The following is a 16,424-nucleotide window of genomic DNA, read 5'->3' on the forward strand; positions in this document are numbered from 1 at the left end:
GCCGACTCTACGCGTCGCGGGTGCGGAGCACGGCCCATGCGGACAGCATCCCGGCGGCGACCCAGCAGGCGAGCGTGAGATAGGCGACGGGTGCGTCGCTCCCGTCGCCGGGGAGGATGGCGGCCTGTGCCGCCGCCGCGGGGAGGTACCCGGCGGCGTCCATGACCCAGCGTCCCGCCTCGCCGACCATCGCGAACATGCTCAAGACGATGGGCAGGACGAACAGCAGGCCGACGGTCGCCGCGATCGCACCTGCGCCGGAGCGCAGGATGAAGCCGAACGCGACGCCGATGGTCGTGAACACGGCCATCGCCAGCGAGGCGACGACGATCGGGAGCAGCGACGAGGAAGGATCCGACCAGTCGATGCTCTGATCCCGACCCGCGACGATCACCGAGACGGCGACGGCGGCGAGCCCGAAGATGACCAGCGACGACACGAACATCGTGGCGGCGAGCACCACGGCCTTCGCGGCGAGGACCGATCCTCGGACCGGGTTGGCGGTGAGGGTCGAACGGATCATGCCGGTCGAGTACTCGCCGGTGACCGAGATGGCGCCGAGGATGCCGGCGAGCAGCATCGTGAACTGGAACGGCGATACGACCGCCTGGACGGGGTTGAAGCCGGGATCGACCACGTTCTGCGCGATCAGGACGGCGATGGCGACCGTGAGCAGACCGGTGATGCCGATCGACCACCACGTGGATCGCAGGGTGGCGAGCTTGATCCACTCGCCGTGGAGCGCGCGGACGAACGTCAGCCGGTGGCGGGTGTCGACGCGGTGCGGGGAGACAGCGGGTGCCTGGACGGTCATGAGATCTCCTTGGTCCGGTACTCGACGGAGTCGCCGGTGAGGGCGAGGTACGCGTCCTCCAGCGATCCGGTGGTCGGGGTGAGCTCGTGCAGCGGAATGCCACGCGCGGCGGCGAGGTCGCCGATCCGCGATGAGGGGAGCCCCACGATGTCGAGCAGGTCGGGAGCCGAGCTCACGATCTCGACGTCGGGTCCGCCCACGGCGGCTGCCAGGTCCGCAGCCCGCGGGGTGCGAACGCGCACGGTGTTGGTCGTCCACGCGCGGACGAGCTCGGCGAGCGGCGCATCGGCGAGGACCTTGCCGCGGCCCATCACGATGACGTGGTCGGCGGTCTGCGCCATCTCGCTCATGAGGTGACTCGAGAGCAGGACGGTGCGTCCTTCCGAAGCGGCATGCCGGACGAACTGGCGCACCCAGCGGACGCCCTCGGGGTCGAGGCCGTTGACCGGCTCGTCGAGGATCAGCGTGTGCGGGTCGCCGAGAAGAGCGGAGGCGATGCCGAGGCGCTGGCCCATGCCGAGCGAGAACTTTCCGGCGCGCTTGCGGGCGACGGGGCCGATACCCGCGAGATCGATCACCTCGTCGACGCGGGATGCCGGGATGCCGTGCGTCGCCGCCATCGCGCGGAGGTGGTTGCGAGCGGTCCGGCCCGTGTGCACGGCCTTGGCGTCGAGCAGCACGCCGACCTCCGTGAGCGGTGCGCGGAGCTGGCGGTATTCGCGCCCGGAGACGGCGGCACGGCCGGACGTCGGACGGTCGAGTCCGACGATCATCCGCATCGTGGTCGACTTGCCGGCGCCGTTGGGGCCGAGGAAGCCCGTGACGCTGCCCGGATGGATCGTGAACGACACGTCGTCGACGGCCGTCTTGTCTCCGAACCTCTTCGTGAGGCCTTCTGCTGTGATCATGCCGTCCACGTTACGGAGCGACCGGGGTGCTCCGCGTCCTCCCTCGGTACCGTTCCCTCGGCGCGCGCGTCATTCCCGTGACGGATGCCGGCGGCTCGGGGGCGGAGGTCAGCTCGCCGGCTGGCCGAACGTCTGCGGGTCGACCGGGCGCTGCGCCCTCGGGAGCTTCTCGACGACGAGCAGGTACGACTCGGTCACGAGCTCCGTGACGAGGCCCTCCTCGAGCGACGGGCCGGGGTTGAGCGTGATCCAGTGCTTCTTGTTCATGTGGTACCCCGGGACGATGTCGGCGAACGTCTCTCGGAGAGCCTCCGCGTCGTCGGGTTGCGACTTGAGCGTGACGCGCCCTGTGCCGTCCAGGGGCAGCAGCAGGAAGACGCGGCCTCGCACCTTGTACACATCCCACTCCGGGCCGAACGGGTTCTCCCGCTCCGAACCGGGCAGCTCATCCGCACGCGCGGCCGCGGCCGACGTGAGTTCACGCGCGTCCACGGGTCAGAACAGCCGCTCGGCGCGCTTGTCGTCGCGGCGCGGCTTCACCTGCACGCGATCGTCGAGGTCGGCAGCCGCCAACAGCGCCTCGTCGACGACGTCGCGGCCGGTGTTTGCCGTCAGCCACTCTTCGGCGAACGACGTCGGAATGAGCACCGGCATCCGATCGTGCACGCCGGCGAGGTGTTCGGGCGCCGGTCGCATCACGATCGAGTAGCACGTGAACCATGCGCCGTCGGCGGTCTTGCCCCGCTGGGTCACCGCCGCCATCCCGAACAGGGCGCCGTCGTCCACGAGGAACTCGTGCCACTGCCGCGACGGCTTCTGCATCTCGTACCAGCTCGTCGCCGGGACGATCGCTCGGGACTTCGCCCCGCCGGGACGGTCCTGCAGACGCTCTGAGCGCGTGTTGATCGATGGGAACTTCGCGGGTTCACCGTTCACGAGGAACCCCCACCAGGCCGGCTCCAGCGTCGGAGCGGTCTCGGGCTGCACGACGATCGGATTGAGGTTGCGAAGATTCTTCCCGGTCGGACGCAGGGTCTCGCCCGCGTTCTCCTCCGCCCACACGCGCAGCCCCTCCAGGACCGCGTCGTCTGCGGCAGCGAGGAGCTCCGCGTCGGAGAACCGGGGATCGAGACCATAGCTCGCGCACATGCCGTCAGCGTAGCCGTGGCCGCCGACATCCGCCCGGCCCTCCGCTCCTCGGGTAGTGTCGACGGGTGCCCGATACCCGCCGGCTTCCTGTGCCCCTGGCCCTCGGCGGAGCGGCCGCCATCGGCGTGATGACGGCGATCCAGGCCCGCATCAACGGCGTGCTCGGGGTGAAGGTCGACGACGGCGTCGTCGCGGGGTTCATCTCGTTCGCTGTCGGTCTCCTCGCGCTCCTGATCGTCATCCCGTGCATCCCCTCGGCGCGCCGCGGCGTCGTCCGTCTCGTCGGCGGGATCCGGCAGCGGCGTATCCCGTTCTGGATGCTGCTCGGCGGCGCCTGCGGTGCCCTCACCGTGTCCACCCAGGGCCTGACTGCGGGAGTGCTGGGCGTCTCGCTGTTCACGGTCGGCGTCGTCGCCGGTCAGACGCTGAACGGTCTGGTCCTCGACCGGATCGGCTTCGGCCCGGCCGGCGTGGTCGCCGTGACCCCTGGCCGCCTGGCCGGGGGAGCGCTCGCGCTCGCCGCAGTCGCCATCTCCCTCTCCGGCGACGTCCTCGCCTCCGCCCCGCTGTGGATGCTGCTGCTGCCGTTCGCGACCGGGGTCGGCATCGCGTGGCAGGCGGCGACCAACGGACGGCTCGCGCAGCGGGTCGAGTCGCCCATCGCCGCGACGCTGATGAGCTTCATCGCCGGCACGATCGTGCTGGCGGCCGCCGCCGGTGTGAGCGTCGCCGTCCGCGGGATGCCCGACGCGCCGCCGGCAGAGCCGTGGCTGTACCTGGGTGGATTCCTCGGCGCCGCGTACATCCTGCTCGGCGCATTCATCGTCGCGCACACAGGCGTGCTCCTGATGGGCCTGGGCTCCGTGCTCGGGCAGCTCGTGACCTCGGTCGTGATCGACCTCTTCTGGCCGACGGCAGCAGGTCCTGCGCTGTGGCAGATCGTCGCGATGGTGATCGTCGCCGTGGCATCCGTCGTCGTCGCGCGGATCAGGCCGCGGCGCTGACGCCTATTTCTTCTTCTTCTTCTTCGCCTTCGTCTCGACCTGCTCGGTCTTCGACGGCATGCGGGTCACGAGCTTGCGGGCGTCGACGGCCTTGCGCCTGCCCGGCTTGCGTCGGGCGGGCTTCGCGCCGACGTACAGCCAACCGAGCAGCTCCTCGTTCGGGCCGAGGCCGTGCGCCTTGGCCACCGCCTTCGTCCGCGTGTAGTGCCCGGTGCGCCAGAGGACTCCCCATCCGGCCTCGTCGAGCAGCAGGCTCAGCATGTGGGCGACGCCCGAAGCAACGGCTTCCTGCTCCCAGCGCGGCACCTTGTCGCTCTTGCGGTAGCTGGCGACCACCGCGATGAGAAGAGGCGCGCGGAGCGGCTTCGTGGACGGGGACTTGTCGCCCTCCGCCTTCGCGATCGCCGCGCCCAGCACCTCACGATCGGCGCCCCGCAGCTCGATCAGACGCCAGGGACGCAGCGAGGAGTGGTCGGCGACGCGACCGGCCGCGGCGACGAAGGTCAGCAGCTGCTCGCGCGTCGGCGCGGTGTCATCGACCTTCGACCAGGACTGCCGGGAGCGGACGGCTTCGAGAGCGCTCACGATTCGTCGGGAGTGAAGTTCATCGCGATCGAGTTCATGCAGTAGCGGTCGCCGGTCGGCGTGCCGAACCCGTCGGGGAAGACATGGCCGAGGTGGGAGCCGCAGTTCGCGCAGCGCACCTCGGTGCGCACCATGCCGAGGCTGGAGTCCTCGATGAGCTCGACCGCCTCCGGGCGGATCGACTCGTAGAAGCTCGGCCAGCCGCAGCCGGAATCGAACTTGGTGCCGCTCTTGAAGAGCTCTGCATCGCACGCTCCGCAGGTGTAGAGGCCCGAGCGCTTCTCGTCGAGCAGCTCGCCCGTCCATGCGCGTTCGGTCGCGGCCTGGCGCAGCACGGCGTACTGCTCATCGCCGAGCTCGCGGCGCCACTCGTCTTCGGTCTTGTCCACGCTGTACGACATCTGTCCTCCTGAGTCCCCTCCATTCTCCCTCCTGCGCCGGGGACTCGGGTGCGCCGAGTCAGAATGGACGGATGACGGATGCTGTCCAGCAGCGCTATGCGCGCTTCGCCCGGGACGAGGCGCCCGGTCGCAGCGCGCTCTACGAGGAGTGGGCGACCGGTGTCGCGGACGACCGCGAGGTGCAGCGGATCCTCGCGCGCATCCCGGAGACCAGGCGGCAGCCGCCCCTGGTGTTCGCCGTGACGCGGCTGCTCGGCGCCGAGCTCGACGGCTACCCGGCGTGGCGGCGCTTCGTCCTGCGGCACGCCGACGAGGTCGTCGCCGAGTGCTCGACGCGACAGCTCCAGACCAACGAGCCCCTGCGGCTCGCCGCGCTGCTGCCGGTGCTCTCCGAGATCGAGGGGCCGGTCGCGATGCTCGAGATCGGCGCCTCCGCGGGGCTCTGCCTCTATCCGGACCGCTACTCCTATCGCTTCGTCGGCGAGGACGACCGGCTCCGTGCGGCCCTCGACCCCGAGGACGGCCCCTCGGCCGTGATCCTGGAGAGTCGGGTGACCGGCGTCCTGCCACCGCTGCGGATGCCGGAGGTCGTGTGGCGGGCCGGCATCGACCTGGCGCCGCTGGATGCCGCGGATGAAAAGGATCGGAGCTGGCTGCGGGCGCTGGTCTGGCCGGGGGAGAGCGGACGAGAGGAGCGGATCGACGCCGCGCTCGACATCGCGGCATCCGATCCTCCGCGGCTCGTGGCCGGAGATGCGCTGGTGTCGATCGACGCGCTCGCGGCGGAGGTCCCCGCCGACGCGACCCTCGTCATCACCACGCCCGGCGTCCTCGTGCACATCCCCCGAGCGGAGCGGAACGCATTGGTCGAACGGATTTCCCGGCTGCAGGCGCGGTGGATCACCATCGATCCGCCCGGTCTGCTCGACGTGTGGGAACCTCCCGTCGATGCGGGTGCCTGGCCCGGGTTCGTCGTGGCGCTCGACGGTCGCGTCCGCGCGGCCGCGGATCCGCTCGGGCGCTGGTGGGAGTGGCGCGCCGCTGTCGCGGCGGATGCGTCCTAACCTGGAGCCATGCTCGGAGACCTCACGGAGCGCGATCGCGCGATCCTCGCCCTCGAGGCGTCGTGGCCGCGCCATGGCGGGGCGAAGGAAGAGGTGATCCGTGCCCAGCTCGGCATGAGCTCGGCGCGCTACTACCAGCTCCTCGGACGTCTGATCGAGTCGGACGTCGCTCTCGAGTACGACCCGATGCTGGTGCGTCGGCTGCGAAGGATCCGCGACACCAGGGCCGCCCGGCGCACAGCGCGCATGCCGGGGTTCGTCGGCTGATCCTGCCGGGGGGCGGGTCTCCGCCCGCGCCGCGTACCGGATTGACAGGAACCTGCCGCTAGCATCGAGGGGTGTCCAAGCCCAGCCGCGATCGCTTCGATGACGTCCCCCGCTCCTCCGGACGCGTAGGGGCGCACCGCGCCGAGACCCCCGGGATGAACGGCTGGGTCGTACTGCTCTGGTCGTTCGTCGCCGCGCTGGTGCTCATCATCGCCGGCATCTTCGGGTCGCTGGTCGTCATGGGGCGCATCTCGCTGTTCCCCGAGACGGCGCCGAGCTCCGTCCCCACCCCCGAGGAGACCGGAGTCGTCGACACCACCATCTCGGTGATGATCCTGAATGCGACGCCCGAAGAGGGCCTCGACACCCAGATGCGCGACCTGCTCATCAACAGCGGCTGGCTCGCGGACAGCGTCTACGCAAGCGACAGCGCGAGCGAGGATTTCGAGACCACCACGGTCTACTACGTCGCTGACGAGGACGAGCTCGCGGCGATCGGTCTGGCGCGCGTGATCGGCGGCGCCGAGGTCCAGCAGAGCGACTTCTATGCGGCGTTGAACGACACCGGCGCGAAGCAGATCACGGTCGTCATCGGTCTCGATCGGGCAACGACCGTGCCCGAGACTCCCGCGGACACTCCTGCGTCCTGACATCGGGATGCGCGCCGCTCGGGCGGCTTGCACTCGGTGGTGTCGAGTGCCAGAATGGCGTTAGCACTCTCACACTCTGAGTGCTAAACCCAACGTCTACGTCCAGGAGGGACGAAAAAACTCATGGCAAAGATCATTGCTTTCGATGAGGAGGCCCGCCGCGGCCTCGAGCGCGGCCTGAACATCCTCGCCGACGCGGTCAAGGTGACCCTCGGCCCGCGTGGCCGCAACGTCGTGCTCGAGAAGAAGTGGGGCGCCCCCACGATCACGAACGACGGTGTCTCCATCGCCAAGGAGATCGAGCTCGACGACCCGTACGAGAAGATCGGTGCGGAGCTCGTCAAGGAGGTCGCCAAGAAGACCGACGACGTCGCCGGCGACGGCACCACGACCGCCACGGTCCTGGCTCAGGCGCTCGTCCGCGAAGGCCTGCGCAACGTCGCAGCCGGCGCTGACCCGATCTCGCTGAAGCGCGGCATCGAGAAGGCCGTCGCGGCCATCACCGAGGAGCTGCTCGCCAGCGCCAAGGAGATCGACTCCAAGGAGCAGATCGCTGCGACCGCTTCCATCTCCGCTGCCGACCCCGCGATCGGCGAGCTCATCGCCGAGGCGATCGACAAGGTCGGCAAGGAGGGTGTCGTCACCGTCGAGGAGTCGCAGACCTTCGGCACCGAGCTCGAGCTCACCGAGGGCATGCGCTTCGACAAGGGCTACCTGAACCCGTACTTCGTCACGGACCCCGACCGCCAGGAAGCCGTCTTCGAAGACGCGTACATCCTCATCGCGAACCAGAAGATCTCCAACATCAAGGACCTTCTGCCCATCGTCGACAAGGTGATCCAGGACGGCAAGGAGCTCGTCATCATCGCCGAGGACGTCGAGGGCGAGGCTCTCGCGACTCTCGTGCTCAACAAGCTCAAGGGCATCTTCAAGTCGGTCGCCGTCAAGGCTCCCGGCTTCGGCGACCGTCGCAAGGCGCAGCTGCAGGACATCGCGATCCTCACCGGTGGTCAGGTCATCACCGAAGAGGTCGGCCTGAAGCTCGAGAACGCCACGCTCGACCTGCTGGGTCGCGCACGCAAGGTCATCGTCACGAAGGACGAGACCACGATCGTCGAGGGCGCCGGCGAGGCCGACCAGATCGAGGGTCGCGTCACGCAGATCCGTCGCGAGATCGAGAACACCGACAGCGACTACGACCGCGAGAAGCTCCAGGAGCGTCTCGCCAAGCTCGCCGGCGGCGTCGCCGTCATCAAGGCGGGTGCGGCGACCGAGGTCGAGCTCAAGGAGCGCAAGCACCGCATCGAGGACGCCGTCCGCAACGCGAAGGCTGCCGTGGAAGAGGGCATCGTCCCCGGTGGTGGCGTCGCGCTCATCCAGTCGGGCACGAAGGCTCTCGACGCTCTCTCGCTCACGGGCGACGAGGCGACCGGTGCGAACATCGTGCGCGTCGCGATCGAGGCCCCGCTGAAGCAGATCGCGCTGAACGCCGGTCTCGAGCCGGGCGTCGTCGCGAACAAGGTCTCCGAGCTCCCCTCGGGCCAGGGCCTGAACGCGGCAACCGGTGAGTACGTCGACATGTTCGCCGCCGGCATCATCGACCCGGCGAAGGTGACCCGATCGGCTCTGCAGAACGCAGCCTCGATCGCGGCACTCTTCCTCACGACCGAGGTCGTCGTCGCCGACAAGCCCGAGAAGGCTTCGGCACCGATGGGCGACCCGTCGGGTGGCATGGACTTCTGATCCACCGCTGAACGCAGAAACGTCCCGACTTCGGTCGGGGCGTTTCTGCGTTCTCGCTCCTCTGGTGAGGGCGTGCCTCAGCGGAACAGGCTCGCCGAGTACCGGTCGGCATCCGAGTACTGCGCGGCGGCCGAACCGAGGGAGGTGCCGATCGAATCGAGCACCTGCTCCACGTGCAGCTGCGCGCCCTGCCACTGTTCGGCACAGATCTGGAACGCGTTCGAGGCATCGCCCATCCACGACGACTGCAGCTGCTGCAGCTGCGCCATGAGGGTGGTCGACTCGCTTCGAAGTCGCTCGATCGTGCCTCGGGTGGTGGCGTGCGCGGACTCGACGGCGTCGGTGTCGACGGTGAAGACAGACATGGGAACTCCTTCTCGTTGGGGTTCCGACGCTAGGCGCGCGCGTCAAGCGGCATCCCGCCCGATCGCGACATCCGCCGACGGCTGTGCACAACCGCTCACGAGCGGGGGAGGTGCAGGGCTCTCACAGCTCCAGGCGGTCGAGGGGCTGGGTATCCTCGAGCAGATGCGCGGGCGTCGCGCGGGAGGGCGCCAGGGGCAGCGTGACGGTGAACGTGGCTCCGCCGCCAGGGGTCTCCGACACGGCGACCGAGCCGTGCAGAGCCTTCACGATGGAGGCGACGATCGCGAGCCCCAGTCCGGAGCCGCCGGTCTCCCTGGCGCGGGAGGTGTCGGCGCGCCAGAAACGCTCGAAGATCTGCTCGCGGATCTGCGGGGGAATGCCCTCGCCGTGATCGACGACCGCGATGCTCCCGGTGCCGCGCACCCGGTCGGAGTCGACGACGATCTCGATGGGTCCGTCTTCGGGGGAGAACCGGCGGGCGTTGCCGAGGAGGTTGGTGACGACCTGCCGCACCTTGTTCTCCTCGCCGAGGACGATGGGCGGCGTGCGCACGGGGGTGTCCGCAACCTCCGTGAAGTCGATCGCGGGTAGCTGCTCCGGCTGTCGCGGGCGACGACGCAGGCGAGCCAGCGTGCCACGGGAGAGGCCGCGCGGCGTGTGCGGAGCCGCGGCCGGGGCGGGCACGGGGGCGATCCGCACGGTCGCGGTGTCCGTCACCTCCACGGTGCGGTCGATGACCGTCACCGTGCGACCGGGCGCGGCGGCCCGCAGATCGAGTGCCGCGTCGCGGGCGATGGGGCGCAGGTCGAGGGGTTCGATCTCGGGTTCGCGTTCCTCGTCGAGGCGGGCGAGTGCGAGGAGATCCTCCACGAGGACGCCCATCCGGATCGCCTCCTTCTCGATGCGCTCCATGGCGCGCGCCGTGTCCTCTTCGCCCTGGATGGCGCCCATCCGATAGAGCTCCGCGTAACCGCGCACGCTCACGAGAGGAGTGCGCAGCTCGTGGCTGGCATCCCCGATGAACCGGCGCATGTGCTGGACCGTGCGGTCGCGTTGAGCGAGAGAACCGTCGACGCGATCCAGCATGGTGTTGATCGCGCTGTTCAGGCGGCCCACCTCGGTGGTCGGCTCGAGATCGGTGAGACGCTGCCGGAAGTCTCCGGCGGCGATCGACATGGCTGTGGCCTCGACCTGCCCGAGTCGGCGGAACGTGAGCGTGACGAGGCCGCGGGTGAGGAGGGCGGCGATGAGGATCGTGATCAGCGCGATCGTGATGTAGATGCCGAAGTACTGGCTGAGGATGCGATCCACCTCGGCCAGAGGCATGGCGACGACCTGGATGCGCAGTTCACCGCCGTCGCCGGGCACGGTGGCGACGGCAGCCCGGTACACGGACGCATCCGCACCAGGAAGATCGAAGGTCGTGTCCGCCTCCGACTGCGCCTTCGCGAGCGGATAGCTCTCCGGGAACACCGGCCCTCCGGAGGCTGATCCCTCGGTCGATGCCTGGAGGACGCCGCCCACATCGTAGATCGCGAAGGCGAAGTCACGCGGCTGCTGATCGCGAGGGGTGTAGACGGTGCCGCCTTCGACGGCGGTGGACTCGAAATAACGATCGGCGAGGTCGCTGGCGACCAGAGCGGGCAGTTGCGCATCGATGTTCGCGATGAGTGCGGTGCGCAGGATCGGGACCGTGCCGATTCCCGCGACGAGCAGACCGAGGGCGAGCACTGCGACCGTGACGCCGGTGACCTTCGCCCTCAGGCTGGTCCGCCGCCACCAGCCGGTGACCGCATCGGGCTTGTGCGCCATGCGGTCCTCCCGTGTGCGGCGTCTGCGCCGAAGAACGGCGTCGAAGTTCGTGCAGTCGTCAGACCGTCTTGCCGACCTTGAGCATGTAGCCGAAGCCGCGCTTGGTCTGGATCAGCGACTCCTCGGTGTGCGGGTCGATCTTGCGGCGGAGGTACGAGATGTAGCTCTCCACGATGCCCGCGTCGCCGTTGAAGTCGTACTCCCAGACGTGATCGAGGATCTGGGCCTTCGACAGCACCCGGTTCGGGTTGAGCATCAGGTAGCGCAGCAGCTTGAACTCGGTGGGGCTGAGCTCGATCGCCTCCTTGCCGACGTGGACATCGTGCGTGTCCTGGTCCATCGACAGCTCGCCGGCACGGATGATCGACTCCTCGTCGGCCTGCATGGTGCGGCGCAGGATCGCCTGCGCCCGCGCGACGATCTCGTCGAGGCTGAACGGCTTGGTGACATAGTCGTCGCCACCTGCGTTGAGCCCCTCGATCTTGTCCTCGGTGCCGTCCTTCGCCGTGAGGAAGAGGATCGGAGCCGTGAATCCGGCGCCGCGGAGCCGCTTGGTCACGCTGAAGCCGTTCATGTCAGGGAGCATGACGTCGAGGATGATGAGGTCGGGCTCCTCCTCGAGGACGGCCGAGATCGTGGCGGCACCGTTGGCCACCGTCTTCACCTGGAATCCGGCGAAGCTGAGACCCGTGGAGAGCAGGTCGCGGATGTTGGGCTCGTCATCGACGACCAGGATGCGCGCATCAGTCATGTCCCCATTATGGTGACTTCGGCAATGCGGATGCTGACTATTGTCCGGAACGGCGCGGTGTCGCCGTCGTGGAGCGGTGAAATCCTCCCGTGGGCGGATGCGATCCACAGGCGCACCCGGAAGGATCGATGCATGAGCTCGACCGAGGACGACATCGCCGCCCCCGCATCCATGACCGCATCCGTCGCCGCCGCGCCGGCCCCTGCACCGGCCGCGCAGATCGCCTTCCACCGTCTCGCGCGTCTGCGTCCGCGGTACCGCTGGTGGCGGATGCTGCTCACCGGGCTCCTCGCCGTCGTGTTCTACGTGGCGCTGCTGCTGATCGTGATGGTGCCGGTGGGCGTCGCCTCGGTGCTGGTGCCGGAATGGGGCATCGAGCTGCAGACGCTCCTGGTGACGATGGAGTACTTCGACCTCGACCGTCCCTGGCTCCTCGTCGCCCTCGTGCTGCCGTTGATCCTCATGATCCCGCCGCTGCTGCTGGCCTCGCGCATCGTCGAGGGGCGCGGTGTCGGGCTGCTGTCGTCGGTCGCCGGCCGGCTGCGTCTCGGCTGGCTCGGGAAGAGTCTGCTGCTCGCGCTGGCCGTCTTCGCGGTCTACTTCGCTGTCTCCCTGGGGATCTCGGCGGCGACCGGCTCGGACATCGCCCCGGACTTCGCGCATCCGAACCTGTGGATCATGGTGCTGCTCGTGCTGCTTCTGATCCCCTTCCAAGCAGCCGCCGAGGAGTATGTCTTTCGCGGCTACCTGATGCAGCTCGTCGGCGGTTGGCTGCGGCATCCGGCCTTCGCGATCCTGCTGCCGGTCCCGCTCTTCGTGCTGGGCCATGGATACGACGTCTGGGGTGCCGCGAGCGTCGGGGTGTTCGCGATCGTCGCCGCCTGGCTGTGCTGGCGGACGGGCGGCCTCGAGGCCGCCATCTCGCTGCACATCGTCAACAACGTGCTCATCTTCCTGTTCGGATCCGTGGGGATGGTCGACGCGAACGCCACGTCCGGCACGCCGATCGACCTGCTGGGCTCCACGGCGGCGATGGTCGTCTACGCGCTGCTCGCCGACCGGTGGGCGCGCCGGCTCGGCGTGGTGCGCACAGCGCCTGCGGCGGTCGCGGCATCAGGCGGCGCGAACGGGACCCATCGCCTGGACGCCGTGTTCTACGGCTGAATCGCAAGGCGCGGGTGGACGGCATCAGGCCGCGATCGCGTCCGCGTCCATGATCGTGTAGCTGTAGCCCTGCTCGGCGAGGAACCGCTGGCGGTTCTGTGCGTAGTCCTGGTCGATCGTGTCGCGGGCGACGAGCGTGTAGAAGCTCGCCGTGTGCCCCGACTGCTTCGGACGCAGCAGACGGCCGAGACGCTGGGCCTCCTCCTGGCGGGAGCCGAACGATCCGGAGACCTGGATGGCGACGGATGCCTCCGGCAGGTCGATCGAGAAGTTCGCCACCTTCGACACCACGAGCAGCGAGATGTCGCCCTCGCGGAAGGCGCGGTAGAGCTCTTCGCGCTCATCCACCGGCGTCGCCCCCGTGATCTGCGGCGCGTCCAGCGCTTCGGACAGCGACTCGAGCTGGTCGAGGTACTGACCGATCACGAGGATGCGCTCGCCCGGGTGCTTGGCGATCAGCTCGCGGACGGCCTGGACCTTGGCCGGAGCGGATGCCGCGAGCCGATACCGCTCGTCGTCCGTCGCCGCGGCGTACTCGAGCCGGTCGCTCGGCGGAAGGTCGACGCGCACCTCGTAGCAGGCCGCGGGGGAGATGAAGCCCTGGGCCTCGATCTGCTTCCAGGGAGCATCGAACCGCTTGGGGCCGATCAGGCTGAACACGTCGCCCTCGCGCCCGTCCTCACGGACGAGGGTCGCGGTGAGTCCGATCCGTCGCCGAGCCTGCAGGTCCGCGGTGAGCTTGAAGACAGGGGCGGGGAGGAGGTGGACCTCGTCGTAGACGATGAGGCCCCAGTCGAGAGCATCGAGGAGCGCGAGATGCGCGTACTCGCCCTTCCGCTTGGCCGTGAGGATCTGGTAGGTGGCGATCGTGACCGGCTTGACCTCTTTGGCCTGGCCGGAGTACTCGCCGATCTCCTCGGCGGTCAGGCTCGTGCGCTTGAGCAGCTCGTCGCGCCACTGCCGGGCCGAGACGGTGTTCGTCACCAGGATCAGCGTGGTCGTCTTGGTGGCGGCCATGGCACCGGCGCCCACGATCGTCTTGCCCGCGCCGCAGGGGAGCACCACGACGCCCGAACCGTCCTTCGAGAACGCGTCGACGGCATCCTGCTGGTACGGACGGATGTGCCAGCCGTCCTCGGCGAGGTCGATCTCGTGTGGGGTGCCGGGGGTGTAGCCGGCGAGGTCCTCGGCCGGCCAGCCGATCTTCAGGAGCTCCTGCTTGATCTGCCCGCGCGCCCAGGCGTCGACGACGAACGTCTCGGGGTTCGGATGCCCGATCAGCAGCGGCTGGATGCGCTTGTTGTTCGCGACCTGGGTCAGCACTGCGGGATCGGAGGAGCGCAGGATGAGCGTCCCCTCGTCGTCTCGTTCGATCACGAGTCGCCCGTAGCGGTTGACGGTCTCGCGCAGATCGACCGCGACGGACGGCGGGACCGGGAAACGCGACCAGCGGTCCAGCGTCTCGAGCATGTCCTCGGCGGTGTGGCCGGCGGCGCGCGCGTTCCACAGCCCGAGCCGCGTGATCCGATACGTGTGGATGTGCTCGGGGGCGCGCTCCAGCTCCGCGAAGATCGCGAGTTCGTGGCGGGCGCTCTCCGCGTCGGCATGGGCGACTTCGAGCAGCACGGTGCGATCGCTCTGGACGATCAGGGGGCCATCAGACATAGCTGTCCAGTTTACCGGGCGCTGGAGGCTCGGGGCCTACTGCGCGACGACCGATGCGGCCAGGATGCTCGAGACGGGCAGGGTGCGCTCGACGTCGGCCGCACGATCGCGCCCGCGGAGGCGACCACCGCCGATCCCGGTCGCCTCGAGCAGGAGCTCACGCGTCGATCCGTCCGGCATGCCCACGGTGACCTGGAGCACGGCCTTGGCGCGGACCGCGGCCTCCAGCTCCCGATCGAGCCATGCCGCGTCGGCATCCGGGCCCTGGTGGTCGCGCAGGCGGGCGATCAGTGCGCTGAGGTCGGGGGCGTCGACGTCGGGGGCGGTGACCGGCGGGGCGGGATGCCGTTCCCGCACCGGGATGGCGCCGTCCGCTCCGACCAACGTCGCCGGGTAGCGTGCGTCCGTGAGTGCCCAGTAGACCGTCTCCCGGCTGACCCGGGTGGTGAGCGATTCGGCATGCTTCGCGAGCGCGAGGGGCCGCAGGGACTGGTCGACGGCCATGGCCTGGATGAGGTGGAGGTCGGTGCTCTCGATCCGCGTGCGACCGGTCTCGTCGTCGGTGGAGACACGCACCAGGCCGTGTCGCTGCGCGGTCTGGGCGACCAGATAGCTCAGCGGCTGCGGGATCCCGGTGAGAGAGATCCCGCCGAGGAACTCGAGGATCGACTCCTCGGTCTCGCCGACGACGAAGGCGTGCGCCATCGATTCCGCGGTGAACCGGTACGACGACGCCTGCGCGGCCGACTCGCGAGCGGCGATGCCCCGAAGGCGCACGTCCAGTGCCGGTTCGAGCGGGCCCGGCGCGATCGCGGTGAGATCGTTCTGCAGGAAGATGCGGTCGACCTCGGCGGGCAGCAGCCGGACGAGCGCGTCCGGGTCGGCGTCCTCGCCGCGGCGCACCGACGCGGCCCACTCCGGTTCGGTGCCGTCCTCCGCGATCAGGCCCAGGAGGCGTGCCCCCTCGCGCAGCATGCGGGAGCGTTCCGGCCAGGACGGGTCCCACGGATGCGCGAACGGCCAGGACTCGGGCGGAATCCACCCGCCGTCCGCGGATCGGACGCCGCGCGGCAGCGACGCGCGGAAGCTCGTCACCAGGACCGTCCAGCGATCCGCGACGGAGGAGATCAGCCAGGTCTCCGCGGATGCGGTGGTGCGCAGGCGGCGGTTGGCGGCGACGGCGAGTCCGGCGTCGATCGCGATCGCGAGCAGGGTGTCGACGATGTCGGCCGAGATCCCCGAATCCGCGAGCTGGCGCTTCTCGCCGGCGCTGATGCTGCCGCCGGCGAGCAGGGCGAACGGTGCTTCGCGGGCGACGAGCAGCACGTCGGCGAGCACCGCCACCGTGGTGAACGCGCGTTCCGCAGCGTGTGCTGACGCGGTCTCCGCCGCGGGGCCGGGAGCAGCGGCGTCGCCGACCTCGGTGACGGAGCGTCCGGCGAGCACGGGCACGAGCGGTGCGTAGGGGGTGCCGTCCGGGCGCAGCAGAGCGAGCGCCGTGAGCGTCTCGCGCTCGCCGCCGGGATCCCCGCCGTCGGCCGCTCGGAGCAGTGCCGCCGCCTCGGCAGCGGTGAGGGAGGGGAGGAGCTTCGTGAGCGCCGACGGATCGAGCAGGGCCTCGGCGGCGTCGAAGAAGTCCTGCCACGCGACATCCGGCCGCACCCCACGGGATGAAAGCAGGTGCTGCAGCGCATCATCGCTCGACGCGGCCAGCCAATCCGCCAGCGGTCGTGCGTGAGTGCTCATGGGCGCTGCCTCAGGAACGCGACGCTGCGCGACCCTTTCGGATGAAGCTCATCACGAGCAGCGCGATGATCATCACGAAGGCGATCGGCAGGCCCCAGAACGGGATCGCGGCGATCAGCGGCCACAGTCCTTCGCCGAAAGCGGATTGATCCATGCCGACCGCGGTGCCGATGATGATCGCGAAGAAGCAGATCACGGATGCCGCGGCGATTCCGAGCGCGGAGAACGCGAGGAGGCGATCCACCCGGCGGACGGGAATCTCCGGTTCCGAATTCTGCGTGCTCATCCGTCTCACCCTACTCGTACCGGGGCTTCGATTCCGCCGGTCCGACGAC

At 69.4% G+C, this 16,424-nt stretch carries 18 protein-coding genes; 6 read left to right on the forward strand and 12 right to left on the reverse strand.

The genetic code is table 11. From position 1 onward, the window contains the following. Positions 1-7 precede the first annotated feature (7 nt). The 4 genes from ABS642_RS20605 to ABS642_RS20620 form a co-directional block, all read right to left on the reverse strand. The gene (locus ABS642_RS20605) at positions 8-814 is read right to left on the reverse strand and encodes an ABC transporter permease subunit (protein WP_350351562.1); all 807 of its coding nucleotides are present in this window, start codon (positions 812-814) and stop codon (positions 8-10) included. Beyond that, positions 811-1,722, reverse strand: a complete 912-nt coding sequence (locus ABS642_RS20610) for an ATP-binding cassette domain-containing protein (RefSeq protein WP_350351563.1) — start codon at positions 1,720-1,722, stop codon at positions 811-813. The genes ABS642_RS20605 and ABS642_RS20610 overlap by 4 nt, the downstream gene beginning before the upstream one ends. Before the next feature lie 108 nt (positions 1,723-1,830). Next, complete coding sequence (locus ABS642_RS20615) at positions 1,831-2,214, reverse strand: MmcQ/YjbR family DNA-binding protein (protein ID WP_350351564.1); 384 nt, start codon at positions 2,212-2,214, stop codon at positions 1,831-1,833. Positions 2,215-2,217: 3 nt separating this feature from the next. After that, on the reverse strand, positions 2,218-2,871 hold the full coding sequence (locus tag ABS642_RS20620; protein WP_350351565.1) for an SOS response-associated peptidase family protein: 654 nt from the start codon (positions 2,869-2,871) through the stop codon (positions 2,218-2,220). 65 nt (positions 2,872-2,936) lie between these two features. On the opposite strand from ABS642_RS20620, the gene ABS642_RS20625 reads away from it, so the two are divergent. Next, a complete protein-coding gene (locus tag ABS642_RS20625) occupies positions 2,937-3,875 on the forward strand; it encodes a DMT family transporter (RefSeq protein ID WP_350351566.1) in 939 nt (312 codons plus the stop codon). Positions 3,876-3,878: 3 nt separating this feature from the next. On the opposite strand, the gene ABS642_RS20630 is transcribed toward ABS642_RS20625, so the two are convergent. Both ABS642_RS20630 and msrB read right to left on the reverse strand, forming a co-directional pair. After that, the gene (locus ABS642_RS20630) at positions 3,879-4,460 is read right to left on the reverse strand and encodes a nitroreductase family protein (protein ID WP_350351567.1); all 582 of its coding nucleotides are present in this window, start codon (positions 4,458-4,460) and stop codon (positions 3,879-3,881) included. Beyond that, positions 4,457-4,861, reverse strand: a complete 405-nt coding sequence (gene msrB / locus ABS642_RS20635) for a peptide-methionine (R)-S-oxide reductase MsrB (protein WP_116635880.1) — start codon at positions 4,859-4,861, stop codon at positions 4,457-4,459. The genes ABS642_RS20630 and msrB overlap by 4 nt, the downstream gene beginning before the upstream one ends. Positions 4,862-4,932: 71 nt before the next feature. On the opposite strand from msrB, the gene ABS642_RS20640 reads away from it, so the two are divergent. The 4 genes from ABS642_RS20640 (at position 4,933) to groL (ending at position 8,585) form a co-directional block, all read left to right on the forward strand. After that, complete coding sequence (locus ABS642_RS20640; RefSeq protein ID WP_350351568.1) at positions 4,933-5,925, forward strand: DUF2332 domain-containing protein; 993 nt, start codon at positions 4,933-4,935, stop codon at positions 5,923-5,925. Positions 5,926-5,934: 9 nt separating this feature from the next. After that, on the forward strand, positions 5,935-6,192 hold the full coding sequence (locus tag ABS642_RS20645) for a DUF3263 domain-containing protein (RefSeq protein WP_282216411.1): 258 nt from the start codon (positions 5,935-5,937) through the stop codon (positions 6,190-6,192). A gap of 71 nt (positions 6,193-6,263) precedes the next feature. Next, entirely contained in the window at positions 6,264-6,842 is a 579-nt protein-coding gene (locus tag ABS642_RS20650) for a LytR C-terminal domain-containing protein (protein ID WP_350351569.1), read from the forward strand. A 123-nt stretch (positions 6,843-6,965) separates the two neighbouring features. Next, entirely contained in the window at positions 6,966-8,585 is a 1,620-nt protein-coding gene (gene groL, locus ABS642_RS20655; RefSeq protein ID WP_282216413.1) for a chaperonin GroEL, read from the forward strand. A 77-nt stretch (positions 8,586-8,662) separates the two neighbouring features. Here groL and ABS642_RS20660 read toward each other — a convergent pair whose 3' ends face one another. From ABS642_RS20660 to ABS642_RS20670, 3 genes are all read right to left on the reverse strand, one after another. Next, positions 8,663-8,950, reverse strand: a complete 288-nt coding sequence (locus tag ABS642_RS20660) for a WXG100 family type VII secretion target (protein ID WP_282216414.1) — start codon at positions 8,948-8,950, stop codon at positions 8,663-8,665. Positions 8,951-9,071: 121 nt separating this feature from the next. Then, entirely contained in the window at positions 9,072-10,763 is a 1,692-nt protein-coding gene (locus ABS642_RS20665; RefSeq protein WP_282216415.1) for a HAMP domain-containing sensor histidine kinase, read from the reverse strand. Positions 10,764-10,821: 58 nt separating this feature from the next. Next, on the reverse strand, positions 10,822-11,514 hold the full coding sequence (locus tag ABS642_RS20670) for a response regulator transcription factor (RefSeq protein ID WP_116635886.1): 693 nt from the start codon (positions 11,512-11,514) through the stop codon (positions 10,822-10,824). Positions 11,515-11,646: 132 nt separating this feature from the next. Here ABS642_RS20670 and ABS642_RS20675 point away from each other — a divergent pair, with 132 nt between their 5' ends. Continuing rightward, complete coding sequence (locus ABS642_RS20675) at positions 11,647-12,678, forward strand: type II CAAX endopeptidase family protein (RefSeq protein WP_350351570.1); 1,032 nt, start codon at positions 11,647-11,649, stop codon at positions 12,676-12,678. A 24-nt stretch (positions 12,679-12,702) separates the two neighbouring features. Here ABS642_RS20675 and ABS642_RS20680 read toward each other — a convergent pair whose 3' ends face one another. The 3 genes from ABS642_RS20680 to ABS642_RS20690 are packed head-to-tail and all read right to left on the reverse strand — an operon-like array spanning position 12,703 to position 16,375. Further along, positions 12,703-14,343, reverse strand: a complete 1,641-nt coding sequence (locus ABS642_RS20680; RefSeq protein ID WP_282216417.1) for a DNA repair helicase XPB — start codon at positions 14,341-14,343, stop codon at positions 12,703-12,705. 36 nt (positions 14,344-14,379) lie between these two features. After that, the gene (locus ABS642_RS20685) at positions 14,380-16,089 is read right to left on the reverse strand and encodes a helicase-associated domain-containing protein (protein WP_350351571.1); all 1,710 of its coding nucleotides are present in this window, start codon (positions 16,087-16,089) and stop codon (positions 14,380-14,382) included. Positions 16,090-16,099: 10 nt separating this feature from the next. Continuing rightward, positions 16,100-16,375 (reverse strand): multidrug ABC transporter ATPase, encoded by a 276-nt coding sequence (locus tag ABS642_RS20690; protein ID WP_282216419.1) that lies wholly within the window; start codon positions 16,373-16,375, stop codon positions 16,100-16,102. Positions 16,376-16,424: the final 49 nt, after the last annotated feature.

The sequence above is a fragment of the Microbacterium sp. A8/3-1 genome (assembly GCF_040267695.1).
GTDB classification, from domain to species: Bacteria; Actinomycetota; Actinomycetes; order Actinomycetales; family Microbacteriaceae; genus Microbacterium; species Microbacterium luteolum.